At 61.6% G+C, this 13,734-nt stretch carries 13 protein-coding genes; 6 read left to right on the forward strand and 7 right to left on the reverse strand.

The features are described from left to right. Positions 1–153: 153 nt before the first annotated feature. Complete coding sequence (locus tag MESS2_RS17370) at positions 154–2,043, forward strand: MFS transporter (RefSeq protein WP_008875685.1); 1,890 nt, start codon at positions 154–156, stop codon at positions 2,041–2,043. Positions 2,044–2,134: 91 nt separating this feature from the next. On the opposite strand, the gene MESS2_RS17375 is transcribed toward MESS2_RS17370, so the two are convergent. Both MESS2_RS17375 and MESS2_RS32370 read right to left on the reverse strand, forming a co-directional pair. Then, positions 2,135–2,332 (reverse strand): DUF2735 domain-containing protein, encoded by a 198-nt coding sequence (locus MESS2_RS17375; RefSeq protein ID WP_008875687.1) that lies wholly within the window; start codon positions 2,330–2,332, stop codon positions 2,135–2,137. A gap of 35 nt (positions 2,333–2,367) precedes the next feature. Continuing rightward, the gene (locus MESS2_RS32370; protein ID WP_157357753.1) at positions 2,368–2,640 is read right to left on the reverse strand and encodes a hypothetical protein; all 273 of its coding nucleotides are present in this window, start codon (positions 2,638–2,640) and stop codon (positions 2,368–2,370) included. A 12-nt stretch (positions 2,641–2,652) separates the two neighbouring features. On the opposite strand from MESS2_RS32370, the gene MESS2_RS17380 reads away from it, so the two are divergent. Next, the gene (locus MESS2_RS17380; protein ID WP_008875689.1) at positions 2,653–3,690 is read left to right on the forward strand and encodes a glutamine synthetase beta-grasp domain-containing protein; all 1,038 of its coding nucleotides are present in this window, start codon (positions 2,653–2,655) and stop codon (positions 3,688–3,690) included. Between the two features lie 145 nt (positions 3,691–3,835). Here MESS2_RS17380 and glnA read toward each other — a convergent pair whose 3' ends face one another. Together glnA and MESS2_RS17390 are read right to left on the reverse strand one after the other, a co-directional pair. Continuing rightward, complete coding sequence (gene glnA / locus MESS2_RS17385; RefSeq protein ID WP_008875690.1) at positions 3,836–5,245, reverse strand: type I glutamate--ammonia ligase; 1,410 nt, start codon at positions 5,243–5,245, stop codon at positions 3,836–3,838. Between the two features lie 57 nt (positions 5,246–5,302). Continuing rightward, a complete protein-coding gene (locus MESS2_RS17390) occupies positions 5,303–5,641 on the reverse strand; it encodes a P-II family nitrogen regulator (RefSeq protein WP_006205430.1) in 339 nt (112 codons plus the stop codon). Between the two features lie 376 nt (positions 5,642–6,017). Here MESS2_RS17390 and MESS2_RS17395 point away from each other — a divergent pair, with 376 nt between their 5' ends. Continuing rightward, complete coding sequence (locus tag MESS2_RS17395; RefSeq protein WP_008875691.1) at positions 6,018–7,547, forward strand: bifunctional ADP-dependent NAD(P)H-hydrate dehydratase/NAD(P)H-hydrate epimerase; 1,530 nt, start codon at positions 6,018–6,020, stop codon at positions 7,545–7,547. Between the two features lie 211 nt (positions 7,548–7,758). On the opposite strand, the gene MESS2_RS17400 is transcribed toward MESS2_RS17395, so the two are convergent. Then, positions 7,759–9,291, reverse strand: a complete 1,533-nt coding sequence (locus tag MESS2_RS17400; protein WP_008875692.1) for an acyl-CoA carboxylase subunit beta — start codon at positions 9,289–9,291, stop codon at positions 7,759–7,761. A gap of 124 nt (positions 9,292–9,415) precedes the next feature. On the opposite strand from MESS2_RS17400, the gene MESS2_RS17405 reads away from it, so the two are divergent. The 3 genes from MESS2_RS17405 to MESS2_RS17415 all read left to right on the forward strand — a co-directional run bounded on the left by MESS2_RS17405 (position 9,416) and on the right by MESS2_RS17415 (position 11,740). Further along, positions 9,416–9,652: a hypothetical protein gene (locus MESS2_RS17405; RefSeq protein WP_008875693.1), complete on the forward strand. Its 237-nt coding sequence runs from the start codon at positions 9,416–9,418 to the stop codon at positions 9,650–9,652. After that, positions 9,550–9,945, forward strand: coding sequence for a type II toxin-antitoxin system RelE/ParE family toxin (locus MESS2_RS17410; protein ID WP_425277757.1), 396 nt, complete (start codon positions 9,550–9,552; stop codon positions 9,943–9,945). Before MESS2_RS17405 ends, MESS2_RS17410 begins: the two co-directional genes overlap by 103 nt. A gap of 337 nt (positions 9,946–10,282) precedes the next feature. Next, a complete protein-coding gene (locus tag MESS2_RS17415; RefSeq protein ID WP_040593395.1) occupies positions 10,283–11,740 on the forward strand; it encodes a DEAD/DEAH box helicase in 1,458 nt (485 codons plus the stop codon). A 90-nt stretch (positions 11,741–11,830) separates the two neighbouring features. Here the strand turns inward: MESS2_RS17415 and MESS2_RS17420 are convergent, their stop codons facing one another. Beyond that, complete coding sequence (locus MESS2_RS17420) at positions 11,831–12,805, reverse strand: alpha/beta hydrolase (protein ID WP_008875696.1); 975 nt, start codon at positions 12,803–12,805, stop codon at positions 11,831–11,833. 72 nt (positions 12,806–12,877) lie between these two features. Then, positions 12,878–13,699, reverse strand: a complete 822-nt coding sequence (locus MESS2_RS17425) for an SDR family oxidoreductase (RefSeq protein ID WP_008875697.1) — start codon at positions 13,697–13,699, stop codon at positions 12,878–12,880. Positions 13,700–13,734: the final 35 nt, after the last annotated feature.

The raw sequence follows: 13,734 nt of genomic DNA on the forward strand, positions 1-13,734 counted from the left end.
ACCAAAGTCATAATCCCAAGGTTGGTCTGCCGCCGGGCGGTACTTTCTGTCACTTTTTACACCGTTGGCTGCGCTGAGTCCGCGTTCGGAGGAGAACACGGACATTGATGCGCAGCATCGAGGACAGACGGGATCTCACGGGAGGACATATCAATGGCAATGGCATCGACCGCCGGCGGCGCAAGCCGCGGCATGACACGGGAGGAGAAGAAGGTCATCTTCGCTTCCTCGCTCGGCACCGTTTTTGAATGGTACGATTTCTATCTCTACGGTTCGCTGGCAGTGTTCATTGGTTCGACTTTCTTCAGTCCAACCATTCCGGAAGCGACGCGCAATATCTTCGCGCTGCTGGCTTTCGCCGCCGGCTTCCTCGTGCGACCGTTCGGCGCCCTGCTGTTCGGCCGCATCGGCGACCTTGTCGGCCGCAAATATACTTTCCTCGTCACCATGACGATCATGGGCCTGTCGACTTTCCTGGTCGGCTTGCTGCCTGGATATGCGACTTTGGGAATCGCCGCGCCCGTGATCCTCATCGTCCTGCGCATGCTGCAGGGCCTGGCGCTCGGCGGCGAATATGGCGGTGCCGCGACCTATGTCGCCGAGCATGCGCCGGACGACCGCCGCGGCTTCTACACGTCATGGATCCAGACGACGGCAACGCTCGGTCTGTTCCTGTCGCTGATCGTCATCCTGATCGTCCAGGGTTCGATGGCCAAGGAAACCTATGCCGCATGGGGCTGGCGCATCCCGTTCCTCGTCTCTTTCCTGCTGCTCGCCATTTCGATCTGGATTCGGCTGTCGCTGGCTGAATCGCCGACCTTCCAGCGCATGAAGGAAGAGGGCAAGGGTTCCAAGGCGCCGCTAACGGAAGCCTTCGGCCAATGGAAGAACGCCAAGATCGCGCTGCTGGCGCTGCTCGGCCTCACCGCCGGTCAGGCAGTGATCTGGTACAATGGCCAGTTCTACGCGCTGTTCTTCCTGACCAACGTGCTTAAGGTCGATGCGCAGTCGGTCAACATCATGATCGCGATTGCGCTGGCCATCGGGTCGATCTTCTTCGTCGTGTTCGGCTGGCTCTCCGACAAGATCGGCCGCAAGCCGATCATCATGGCCGGCCTCGCATTGGGAATTGTCTGTACCTTCCCGCTGTTCAAGGCCTTGACCTGGGCGGCCAACCCGGCGCTGGCCACAGCGCAGCAGAACACTCGCGCCACGGTGACGGCAGCGCCTGGGGATTGCAGGTTCCAGTTCAATCCGGTCGGCACCGCCAAGTTCACGACGTCCTGTGACATCGCTACCTCGTTCCTGACCAAGAATTCGGTGCCCTATGACGTCGTCGCGACAGCCGCACCCGGAACGGCTGCGTCGGTCAAGATCGGCAACGAGACGGTGGAGTCTTACGATGCCACCGCCGCTGGCGATCAGGCGAAAGCCAAGGACACTGCTTTCGTCAAGGCGGTCAATATGTCCTTGCAGGACGGTGGCTATCCGCTCAAGCGCGCAGCAATCAAGGTGCCGGACCAGAAGCTCGACGCCTTCATCGCGGCCAATCCCGAGCTGAAGCTCGATGCGGCAGCGATCCGCGGCGGCGAGAAGGCGACGGTTCCGACCGACCAGGCGATCAAGGACAAGTTGCTGACCGCCGATGAGGCAGCCGGCGCCCCCGAACTCACCGTTTACAATATACCGGGCGGCGGCCCTTTCGCCATGTTCGCTGATCCGGCGGCGGTCAACTGGCCGATGACGATCGCCATCCTGTTCGTCCTCGTCCTGTTCGTCACCATGGTCTATGGCCCGATCGCGGCGATCCTGGTCGAGATGTTCCCGACCCGCATCCGCTACACCGGCATGTCGCTGCCTTACCACATCGGCAATGGCTGGTTCGGCGGCCTGCTGCCGGCGACGGTGTTCGCGCTCAGTGCCTACAAGGGCGATATCTACTACGGTCTCTGGTATCCGGTGATTATCGCGGCGATGTCGCTGATCATCGGCATGATCTTCGTCAGGGATACGCTTGGCACCAACCTGCACACCAAGCAGTAGCCATTGGGTAGTAGGCATTAGCCCAGCGTTCAAAAGAAAACCCGGCGCGAGCAATCGCGCCGGGTTTTTCAATGACCCTGCGAAAAAGAACTTAGCTCTTCCGAGCCTGTTCCGCTTCCTCGATGGCAGCCTCGTGGTACCAGGCGTCGCCGAAATCCGTGCTGACATTGCGCATAGAGGCAAGCTCTGCCGCGAACTTAGCCTTTCCGCTTAAATTTGAGGCAGAAACGCGAGCTGCCACCGGGAACATCAGGATCTTGGCCGAGGGACGGGTCGGAGTGATTTCCATTGCCGATCTCCTTTCTTCTGCCGAACGATATCGATTCAAGTTTTTCTCAAGATAGGTGCTGCAATCCATTTAAGCAATATGCCTATCAAAAGATCAGTACTTGCCCAAGATTTATGCAATATCTGCTTTTGATTGATCTTGCCGCATTGCTTAGACGGCTTGGCGGGTTTGCCGGGTTGTCGCGTCATTTTTGCCGCACCTCTCAGGCCGAGAATGGCACACGATTTGCTTTTTAATGAACCGGCAGGTCGGCTGCTGGGTGGTTCGGCGCGCGCCGTCATTATCCAGAAGTTCGGTTTATCAAGCAACGAGAGGTCAGAATGACGAAGTATAAGCTCGAGTATATTTGGCTCGATGGATACACCCCGGTTCCCAACCTTCGGGGCAAGACCCAGATCAAGGAATTCGCCGAGTTCCCGACGCTCGAGCAGCTGCCCCTGTGGGGCTTCGACGGCTCTTCGACCATGCAGGCCGAAGGCCACAGCTCCGACTGCGTGCTGAAGCCGGTCGCCGTGTTCCCGGATCCGGCGCGCACCAACGGCGTGCTCGTCATGTGCGAGGTAATGATGCCGGATGGTGTTACGCCGCATGCGTCGAACAAGCGCGCCACCATCCTCGATGACGAGGGCGCCTGGTTCGGCTTCGAGCAGGAATACTTCTTCTACAAGGACGGCCGCCCGCTCGGCTTCCCCGAGAGCGGCTATCCCGCGCCGCAAGGCCCGTACTACACCGGCGTCGGCTACTCCAACGTCGGCTCCGTCGCGCGCCAGATCGTCGAGGAGCATCTCGACCAGTGCCTCGCGGCCGGCATCAACCACGAGGGCATCAACGCCGAAGTGGCCAAGGGCCAGTGGGAATTCCAGATCTTCGGCAAGGGGTCCAAGAAGGCCGCCGACCAGATGTGGATGGCCCGCTACCTGATGCAGCGCCTCACCGAGAAATACGGCATCGACATCGAGTACCATTGCAAGCCGCTCGGCGATACCGACTGGAACGGCTCCGGCATGCACGCCAATTTCTCGACCGCCTATATGCGCGAAGTCGGCGGCAAGGACTATTTCGAGGCGCTGATGGCGGCCTTCGACAAGAACCTGATGGACCACATCGCCGTCTACGGCCCGGACAATGACAAGCGCTTGACCGGCAAGCATGAGACCGCGCCGTGGAACAGGTTCAGCTACGGCATCGCCGACCGCGGCGCCTCGATCCGCGTGCCGCATTCCTTCATCAACAATGGCTACAAGGGCTATCTCGAGGATCGTCGTCCGAACTCGCAGGGCGACCCCTACCAGATCGCCTCGCAGATCCTGAAGACGATCGCCAGCGTGGACACGGCTGAGAAGAAGGCCGCGGCCTGATCACTTCTCACGGCGCAGGCGCCCGCGTCTGCGCCGTGATGTGGTTCTGTCATGTCGGCGGTGCCGGTGGCCTGGCTCTTACGACAAATGACATGAAAAACCCCGGCGTCTCCGCCGGGGTTTTTTGTTTCTGAACCGATCCGGCTCAGATCGAATAATACATGTCGTATTCGACCGGATGCGGCGTCATTTCGAAGCGCATCACTTCGGCCATCTTGAGCTCGATATAGCTGTCGATCTGGTCGTCGTCGAAGACGCCGCCGGCCTTCAGGAAGCCGCGATCCTTGTCGAGGCTCTGCAGGGCTTCGCGCAGCGAGCCGCAGACGGTCGGGATCTTCTTCAGTTCCTTCGGCGGCAGGTCGTAGAGATCCTTGTCCATCGGCTGTCCCGGATGGATCTTGTTCTTGATGCCGTCGAGGCCGGCCATCAGCATGGCGGCGAAGGCGAGGTAGGGGTTCGCGCCCGGATCGGGGAAGCGGACCTCGACACGTTTGGCCTTCGGCGACGAGCCGAACGGAATGCGGCACGAGGCCGAGCGGTTGCGCGCCGAATAGGCGAGCAGCACCGGCGCTTCATAGCCCGGCACCAGACGCTTGTAGGAGTTGGTCAGCGGATTGGTGAAGGCATTGATGGCCTTGGCGTGCTTGATGATGCCGCCGATATAGAACAGGCAGCTCTCCGACAGGCCGGCATATTCATTGCCGGCGAAGGTCGGCTTGCCGCCTTTCCAGATCGACTGGTGGACATGCATGCCCGAGCCGTTGTCGCCGAACACCGGCTTCGGCATGAAGGTGGCCGTCTTGCCATAGGCATTGGCGACCTGGTGGACGACATACTTGTAGATCAGCATCTTGTCGGCGTTGCGCACCAGCGTGTCGAACTTGATGCCGAGCTCGTGCTGTGCAGCGGCTACCTCATGGTGATGCTTTTCGACGCGCACGCCCATTTCGGCGAGCACGGTCAGCATTTCCGAGCGCATGTCCTGCGCGGAATCGATCGGCGGCACCGGGAAATAGCCGCCCTTGATGCGCGGGCGGTGGCCGAGATTACCGGTTTCGTAGTCGGTGTCGTCATTGGACGGCAATTCGGTGGAGTCGAGCCTGAAACCGGTATTGTAGGGGTCGGCCTTGTACTTGACGTCGTCGAACACGAAGAACTCGGCTTCCGGGCCGACGAAGATCTGATCGCCGATGCCTTCCGCCTTCATGTAGGCCTCGGCCTTCTTGGCGGTGCCGCGCGGGTCGCGATTGTAGGACTCGCCCGAGATCGGGTCGAGGATGTCGCACAGGATGACCATCGTCGACTGCGCGAAAAACGGGTCCATATGCACCGTATCGGCGTCGGGCATCAGCACCATGTCGGACTCGTTGATCGCCTTCCAGCCGGCGATCGAGGAGCCGTCGAACATGACGCCATCGGCAAACATGTCTTCCTCGACCTCGACGACATCCATTGTCACGTGTTGCAGCTTGCCCTTCGGATCGGTGAAGCGCAGATCGACGAATTTCACGTCGTTGTCCTTGATCTGCTTCATGATGTCTTTGGCTGTCGTCATGTCGTTTCTTCCCTGTGTGATGACGTTTCGAGAGACGGTAATCTGAAATCAGAAACCTCAGACGGCGTCCATCCCTGTTTCGCCAGTGCGGATGCGCACCACCTCCTCGATGTTGGAGACGAAGATCTTTCCGTCGCCGATACGGCCGGTCTGGGCCGCCTTGCGGATGGCTTCGATGGCGCCTTCGACCGCATCGTCGCCGAGCACGACCTCGATTTTCACCTTGGGCAGAAAATCGACGACATATTCGGCGCCGCGATAAAGTTCGGTATGGCCCTTCTGCCGGCCAAAGCCCTTGGCTTCGGTAACGGTGATGCCTTGCAGCCCGGCCTCCTGAAGCGCTTCCTTCACTTCGTCTAGCTTGAACGGCTTGATGATCGCTTCGATCTTTTTCATGTAAAAAGTGGCCTCCACTGCCAAAAAAGACGGGTTATGAGCCCCGCTTGCGCCTCCTTCAAGCACGAACTGTGCCAATTGAGGGGGTTCGAAGCGGCATCACACGATTTCAATGCCATGCCGCGCCGGGATGCAAATTCGCGTCATCCGCTGCATCGGATGCGCCATGGGCGCTCAGAACCTACACATTGCCAATCTCTCCGTCCGCACAATAATAGGGCAGGAAGCACATTTCATAGGCACCTACGCATGGCGCTATCTCTTGAACGATGCGTTGTTGGATCGTGTCGTCTCTTCGATGTTTGCCTCAAACCGAAAACTGGACAATGTTCGACCGGAACAAGCTGGGGCTTGCGCACATGCGGGTCGGCAATCCATGAGCAATGAACTTTTGTCTCCGGCCGAGATGGCCGAGGCCGACCGGCTGGCGATTGCGGCCGGACCGTTCGACGGCATCGGCCTGATGCGGCGTGCCGGCGAAGCGGTCGCTGCCGTGGTCCTGGCCCGCTATCCCCAGGCGAATCGCGTTCATGTCCTGTGCGGTCCCGGCAACAATGGCGGCGACGGCTACGTCGTCGCCGGCATTCTGAGGGACAGTGCCGTCGACGTCCTGCTTTGGGTGTCCGGCCCGCCAAGGGCCGGCAGCGATGCGGCGCTCGCTGCTTCGCAATGCCCCGTCGAGCCTCGGCCGCTGGCCGAGTTTGTTGCCGAGACAGGCTCGATCGTGGTTGATGCGCTCTACGGGGCAGGGCTGTCCAAGCAACTCGCCGGCGATGCCGCGAGCGCGGTCGACAGGGCGACGGAATTGAACCTGCCCGTCGTCGCGGTCGATCTGCCCTCGGGCGTCTCCGGCGCAAGTGGCGAAGTCCTCGGCCGGGCATTCCTCGCGGAGGTCACGGTGACGTTCGCGCGCAAAAAGCCGGGGCATTTGCTGCTGCCGGGGCGCGCGATGTGCGGCGAGGTCGTGCTTGCGGACATCGGCATCGGCGACGAAACCATCGCGCAACTTGAACCGCGGACTTTCGAGAACCTGCCTGCGCTTTGGCTCAGGCATATCCCAATTCCCGCTATCGGCGCGCACAAATACAAGCGCGGCCATGTCGGCGTTTTTTTAGGCGGGCCTTCGGCAACAGGTGCCGCGCGGCTGTCGGCGCTTGCCGCGGCCAGAAGCGGGGCAGGGGCGGTGACGGTGCTTTCGCCGGCCAATGCCATGCAGGTGAATGCCGCGCATCTGACTTCGATCATGCTGCGCAAGGCAGGTGCGATTGAGGACGTGCACGACTTTGTCGGCGAGCGTCGGCCGTCGAGTTTCGTCCTCGGCCCCGGCTTCGGCATTGGCGACAAGGCGCGCGATTTTGCCCTCGCCGTGCTCGCCAGAAAGCGGCAGGACGGTGGCGTCGAGGGGCTCGTGCTCGATGCCGACGGCATCACGTCCTTTCGCAATGCGGCTTCGATGCTGTTTGAGGCAGCCGGCAGGCCGGATGCCCCGACGCTGACGATGACACCGCACGAGGGCGAATTCGGCCGATTGTTTCCCGATATCGTCGCGGACAAAGACCTGTCTAAGCTGGCCAGGGCGCGCGCGGCCGCTGTCCGCGCCAACGCTATCATCGTCTACAAGGGCGCGGATACGGTGATCGCCGCACCCGACGGCAGAGCGGCGATCAACGGCAACGGTGCGCCATGGCTTGCCACTGCCGGCTCCGGCGATGTGCTGGCAGGGATCATCGCAGGACTGCTGGCGCAAGGCATGCCGGCTTTCGAAGCGGCCTGCGCGGCGGTCTGGATTCATGCCGAGGCCGGCAGCCGTTTTGGGCCTGGGTTGATCGCCGAGGATCTGCCGCTGGCGCTGGTGCCGGTGCTGCGCGAGCTTGTCGACAGCCGTAACGAGACGGCCTCGCGATGAGCCTCCGGTTTGCGCTGCTCGCAGCGCTCGACGCCAAGGGTTTGACCTACTTCATCTTCCAGACGCGCATCGACAATGATGCGACACCAGGGGCGAGCGTTGCCCGCGCGGCGATGGGCGCCGGGTTGGTGCGGCTGAAGACGAGTAGGCCATTAGGCAGTTCGTGCCGCGGCCGGCGGAAGATGCCTCGGCAACGCCGCACGAGACAGCTTCAAAGCGGGATATTATCATGCTTCTTCCAGGGGTTCGGCATATCCTTGTTGCGCAGCATCCTGAGTGCGCGCGCGATGCGACGGCGGGTCGAATGCGGCATGATCACCTCGTCGACATAGCCGCGCTCGGCGGCGACGAAAGGGGACAGGAAGCGATCCTCGTAAGCCTTTGTATGCGCTGCAATCTTTTCCGCATCGCCAATGTCCTTGCGATAGATGATCTCGACCGCGCCCCTGGCGCCCATCACCGCGATCTGCGCCGTCGGCCAGGCATAGTTCATATCGCCGCGCAGATGTTTCGACGCCATGACGTCGTAGGCGCCGCCATAAGCCTTTCTGGTGATGACGGTGATCTTCGGTACGGTCGCCTCCGCATAGGCGAACAAGAGCTTGGCGCCGTGCTTGATCAGACCGCCATATTCCTGCGCGGTGCCGGGCAGGAAGCCGGGAACATCGACGAAGGTGACGATCGGGATCGAGAAGCAATCGCAGAAGCGCACAAAACGCGCCGCCTTGCGGCTGGCATCCGAATCGAGAACGCCGGCCAACACCATCGGCTGGTTGGCGACGAAGCCGACCGTGCGGCCCTCGACACGCCCGAAACCGGTGACGATGTTCTTGGCAAAGCTCTGCTGGATCTCGAAGAAGTCGCCCTCGTCGGCAATCTTGAGGATCAATTCCTTGATATCATAGGGCTTGTTGGCGTTGTCGGGGATCAGCCGGTCGAGCGACAGATCGTGATCGGTGACCGACTGGTAGCATTCGATCTCGGGAATCTCGGCCGTGTTGGAGGCGGGCAGCAGGTCGACCAGCCGGCGCATCTGTAGCAATGCCTCGACGTCGTTGTCATAGGCGCCGTCGGCGATCGAGGATTTCGTCGTGTGGACGGAGGCGCCGCCCAGGCTCTCGGCGGTCACCGTTTCGTTGGTGACGGTCTTCACCACATCCGGTCCGGTTACGAACATGTAGGAGGTGTCGCGCACCATGAAGATGAAGTCGGTCATGGCGGGCGAATAGACGTCGCCTCCGGCGCAGGGGCCCATGATCACCGAGATCTGCGGAATGACGCCGGAAGCTAGCACATTGCGCTGAAAAATCTCGGCATAGCCGCCGAGTGCGGCCACGCCTTCCTGGATGCGGGCGCCGCCGGCGTCATAGAGGCCGACGATCGGCGCGCGGTTGCGCAGCGCCATCTCCTGCACCTTGACCACTTTTTCGGCGTGCGCCTCCGACAGCGAGCCGCCGAATACGGTAAAATCCTTGGCGAAGAGGTAGACCGGGCGGCCATTGACGGTGCCCCAGCCGGTGACGACGCCATCGCCGGCGATCTTGGTCTTTTCCATGCCGAAGTCAGTGGAGCGATGCTCGACATACATGTCGAACTCCTCAAACGAGCCTTCGTCGAGAAAGACGTCGATGCGCTCGCGGGCGGTCAGCTTGCCCTTCTTGTGCTGGGCGTCGATGCGGGCCTGGCCACCGCCCATGCGCGCCATGTCGCGGCGGCGCTCGAGTTCCTTCAGCACGTCCTTCATCGGTCGATCCTCAAAATGGGAAAGCTGCGTTTCGTGGTAATCATGCCGGCAGGGGAGCGCAAGCGTGACTCTCCCGCGGCGAAACTTCTTGGCAGGCATTCGCCTGATGTGGCAGACTGAACCTATGAAGAACAACATTGAAATATCAGAGGATTTGAGCCGCCGGATCGACATCTTGGCCTCGCGCTCCTCTCTGACTCGCGATCAGATCATTGAGGATGCTCTGTCGCACGGCCGTTCCCTGGCGTGGCAGGAAAAGTGGATCGCCGGTGTTCAGGCTGGAATCGAGGCCGCCGATCGTGGGGACTTCGCAAACGAAGAAGAGATTGCCACGGTTCTGAACAAATTCAGTCAGGCATAAAGGTCTGTGCGAAGGTCTGGACCCTCCACTATCTGATCGAGCTTGCATCAATCGGCGACTATATCGGCCAGCACAATCCGCGGGCTGCCGCCCGAATCGTCAAGGACATTCATTCAAAGACTGCCCGGCTGTTGTCCGCCAATCCGTTCATTGGACGCATCGGTGAAATCGAAGGCACTCGTGAACTGGTGATTTCCGGCACACCTTTCATCGTCGCGTATCGGGTGAAGGACACTCAAATTGAAGTTCTGTTCGTCCAGCATGGGGCGAGAGAGTGGCCGGACGACGTTTGAGCACGGCAGCTCGCCCTGATTGTTTTTGCTGCATTGCAACATGACGCCCCTTGCATTCTGCGGCGAACTAGGCCATATGCGGCGTCATAGGCGCTTGGGCCGGGATAGTCCGGCCTTCTCGACGAATGAGACTGGTTGCGTCTGTTTTCCCTCTTTCCCGTTGATCGGCAAGGTGGCGAAAAAGCCCCGTGGCATGATGCCTGCGGGCACGACAGCGCAGCCGAGTGGACGATACCGTCCGCCCGCCTTGTCGTTTCATATCAATTTTTTTCGACGGCAGGTTGCGCCCTGCCGCCTTCGATGTTTGCGGCCAGGAGCCGCGTGAAAGAAGACTATTTTGACCAACGAAAACACTTCAACCGGTAAGGAAACCACTTTGATCGATAAGAACATTGGCGACCTTTCCGGTTTCGCAGCACTTGGAATTACGGGCGCGCTGCTCAAGGCGACCCATGGCGCCGGCTTCACCGATCCGAAGCCGATCCAGACGCAGGCGATCCCGCCGCAGATGGAAGGCCGTGACATTTTCGGCATCGCCCAGACTGGCTCGGGCAAGACGGCGGCCTTTGCGCTGCCGATCCTGTCGAAGATCATCGCGCTCGGCACCAAGCGCCGTGCGAAGACCACACGTGCCCTGATCCTGGCGCCGACGCGCGAGCTCGCCGTTCAGATCGAGGACACCATCAAGATTCTCGCCAAGGGCGCGCATGTCTCGACCGCGCTTGTGCTTGGCGGCGTCTCTCGCTTCAGCCAGGTCAAGAAGGTTGCACCCGGCGTCGACATACTGATCGCCACGCCGGGCCGGTTGACCGATCTGGTGCGCGAGGGTGACCTCATTCTCTCCGACACCAAATGGCTGGTGCTGGACGAGGGTGACCGCATGCTCGACATGGGCTTCATCAACGACGTCAAGCGCATCGCCAAGGCGACCGCGCCCGACCGTCAGACGGTGCTGTTCTCGGCCACCATGCCGAATGAAATCGCCGAGCTGGCGAAAGGCCTGCTGAAGAACCCGATCCGCGTCGAAGTCGCGCCGCAAAGCACCGCGGCGGCCGAGATCGTGCAAGGCGTCGTCCTTGCCCGCACCAAGCAGAAGCGCCAGGTCCTGTCGAAGATGCTCGCCGACGATGCGATGAAGTCCGTCATCGTCTTTTCGCGCACCAAGCATGGCGCCGACAGGGTGACCAAGGACCTCGATCGCGACGGCTTCAAGGCCGCCGTCATCCACGGCAACAAGTCGCAGAACGCCCGCCAAAAGGCGCTCAACGATTTCCGCGACGGTTCGGTGCGCATTCTTGTCGCCACCGATATCGCGGCGCGCGGCATCGATGTGCCGGGCATCAGCCATGTCGTCAATTTCGACCTGCCGGACGAAGCCGAAAGCTACGTCCACCGCATCGGCCGTACCGGCCGCAACGGCATGGACGGTATTGCCATCACGCTTTGCGATCCTTCCGAAAACAGCAAGCTGCGCCAGGTCGAGCGTATCATCCGCACCAAGCTGCCTGTCGTTGCCGACCATCTCGGCAGCCCGGATCCGCAGCGCAATCCGGCCGAAAGGAACGAGCGCTTCGAGCCGGCCAACGACCGCCCCGACCACAATGGCCGTCGCGATGGCAGGCGGCCCGGTGGTGGCAACAACGGCTTCGGCAAGAAGCGGTTCGGCGACAAGCCGGCCGGCGATCGGCCGTTCGCGGCCAAGCCGCAAGGCGAGCGCCCGGAAGGCCGCAAGCCGTTCAAGGGCAATAACAAGCGCCGCTTCGGCGGTAAGCGGCCAGCGACGCGGGCTGCCTGATCAAGATCACGTGGGCGGATTGAGCCCGGCTTGATCGCTCGTAAGTGAAAAAAGGGCGATCGGAGCAATGTTTCGATCGCCCTGTCGTTTCTACTTCGCCACGGCCTCCACCCACACCACGATGCGCTGCGCCAGGAAGGCCGTGGTCGACGGCGACAGCGCGTCGCCGGCAATGACGTGGTTGTCCTTGTCGCCGGTATCGTCGACCGGCACCAACTCATGTGCTGCACCCCAGCGCCCGGCGATTTCGCGGGTGCGGTCTTCCCGCACGACCTTGTCGGAGTCCGAGAAGATAAAGAGAGCCGGTATGATCGCCTTCTCCACCCTCGCGCCATAGGCGAGTTCCGTCAGCGCCGCCATCGGCAGCGTCGCCGCCGTCGGATACCGGTAGGTCCAGAATTTCGCGTGCAAGGCGTTGCGCGGCTCAAAGCTGCGTTGCTTGCCGATGACCAGTTCGGCGATCTGCTTGCCCCATGGCTTGGTGAGCAGTTCGGCGCCGGAAGCCTTGACGCCGAAATTCGGCGAGATGAACGCGATCGCGGCGACGCCGTCCGACGCGCCGGGCTGCGTCGCCGCCCACGCCGCCAGCGAGCCGCCGGTCGAGGTGCCGATGACGATCACCTTGTCGCCGATCGCCCGGCCGATGGCGAGCGCTTCCTCATAGTCGTTGATCCAGGCGTTGACGCTGCCTTCAGCCATCGCGGCGCCGTCCTGCCCGTGGCCGGTGAGGCGGGTGTAGAAGAGATTGGCGTCGAGCTGGTCGGCGATCTCGTCAGGCAGCGGACGAACTTCGCCTTTCGATGCCGAAAATCCGTGGATGTAGACGATTGCCAGCGGCGTTTTGGCGTGAACCATCGGGTTTGCCCAGATGATTTCCTTCCCCAGCCCGTCCCGAATATCAGGCACGGCGGCCTCCTCGCGCGCCAGATAGGCCTGCGGATCGTCGCCGATCACGGAAGGATCGAAACGGATCGTGGTATCGACAGGCACGCGCGGGCCAAGCACGACGGCCAGGACAAGGATGACGACAAAACCCAGCACCGCGAGCACGATCCGTCGCCCCATCGCAAACTCCAAACACCAATTCTCAACCTATGGCCGCGATTGCAGCCAGGCAATTCATGTCCTGTGGACAGTCTAATCGTTTGGCGGCTTGCGATCGAAATTCAGCGGTCGTGACTTCCAGCGGGTCGCTGTGCTGATGACCCACCGGCAGACCGGTCTGGGCAGGATGCTGAGCAATTTCAGCCCCCAGCTCAGGCGGCGCGGGAAAGTGACTTCGAAGCCGCCGGACCTGATGCCGCGCGCCATGCGCCGCGAGGCGCGGTTGACGGGCATCAGCCCGGGCATCGGCAGCAGGTTCTTCTCGGTCAGCGGCGTGTCGACAAAGCCCGGATTCATCACCTGGACGCGGACGTTCATCTTGTCGAAGTCATATTTGAGCGACTCCGCCAATATGTTGATCGCCGCCTTGGTGCCGCCATAGGCGGCCGTGGTCGGCCAGCCGAAATAGGCGGTGACGGAACCGACCAGCACGATGTGGCCGCGCCCACGCACGCGCATGCGTTCGACGACCGGCACCAGGCCGTTGATGATGCCGAAATAGTTGACGTCGAAGGACTGGCGAAACCCACGCACGGTGAGATCCTCGCCCGGTGTCGCGATATAGTTTCCGGCATTGAAGACGGCGAGCACGATCGGGCCGAGATCCTTCTCGATTGCCGCGACCGTCTTTGCCATGCGCTTCTCGTCGGTGACGTCGCAGGGATAGGCGGTGACGCGGCCCGGCATCTGTGCCGTCTCGACAACAAGCGTGTCGATCGGGTCGTCGTCGAGCGCCGACACCGCGACGGCATAGCCCTGGGCTGCAAGATCCTTGGCCAATGAGCGGCCGATGCCGCTGCTGCCGCCGGTGATCCAGGCGACGCCGTGCTTCGGGTTGGCCCGGTAGAGTGTCATGCCATGTCCTGCGACTCTTTTCTTAGCCTGTGCTC

It is taken from the genome of Mesorhizobium metallidurans STM 2683 (assembly GCF_000350085.1).
Classification (GTDB): domain Bacteria; phylum Pseudomonadota; class Alphaproteobacteria; order Rhizobiales; family Rhizobiaceae; genus Mesorhizobium; species Mesorhizobium metallidurans.

Coding starts and splice junctions, on each gene's coding strand:
- MESS2_RS17405 (WP_008875693.1), top strand. CDS start 9,416: ATGAAGAACAACATTGAAATATCAGAGGATTTGAGCCGCCGGATCGAC.
- glnA (WP_008875690.1), bottom strand. CDS start 5,245: ATGACGACAGCCAAAGACATCATGAAGCAGATCAAGGACAACGACGTG.
- MESS2_RS17380 (WP_008875689.1), top strand. CDS start 2,653: ATGACGAAGTATAAGCTCGAGTATATTTGGCTCGATGGATACACCCCG.
- MESS2_RS17370 (WP_008875685.1), top strand. CDS start 154: ATGGCAATGGCATCGACCGCCGGCGGCGCAAGCCGCGGCATGACACGG.
- MESS2_RS17375 (WP_008875687.1), bottom strand. CDS start 2,332: ATGGAAATCACTCCGACCCGTCCCTCGGCCAAGATCCTGATGTTCCCG.
- MESS2_RS17395 (WP_008875691.1), top strand. CDS start 6,018: ATGAGCAATGAACTTTTGTCTCCGGCCGAGATGGCCGAGGCCGACCGG.
- MESS2_RS17425 (WP_008875697.1), bottom strand. CDS start 13,699: ATGACACTCTACCGGGCCAACCCGAAGCACGGCGTCGCCTGGATCACC.
- MESS2_RS17390 (WP_006205430.1), bottom strand. CDS start 5,641: ATGAAAAAGATCGAAGCGATCATCAAGCCGTTCAAGCTAGACGAAGTG.
- MESS2_RS17400 (WP_008875692.1), bottom strand. CDS start 9,291: ATGAAGGACGTGCTGAAGGAACTCGAGCGCCGCCGCGACATGGCGCGC.
- MESS2_RS17420 (WP_008875696.1), bottom strand. CDS start 12,805: ATGGGGCGACGGATCGTGCTCGCGGTGCTGGGTTTTGTCGTCATCCTT.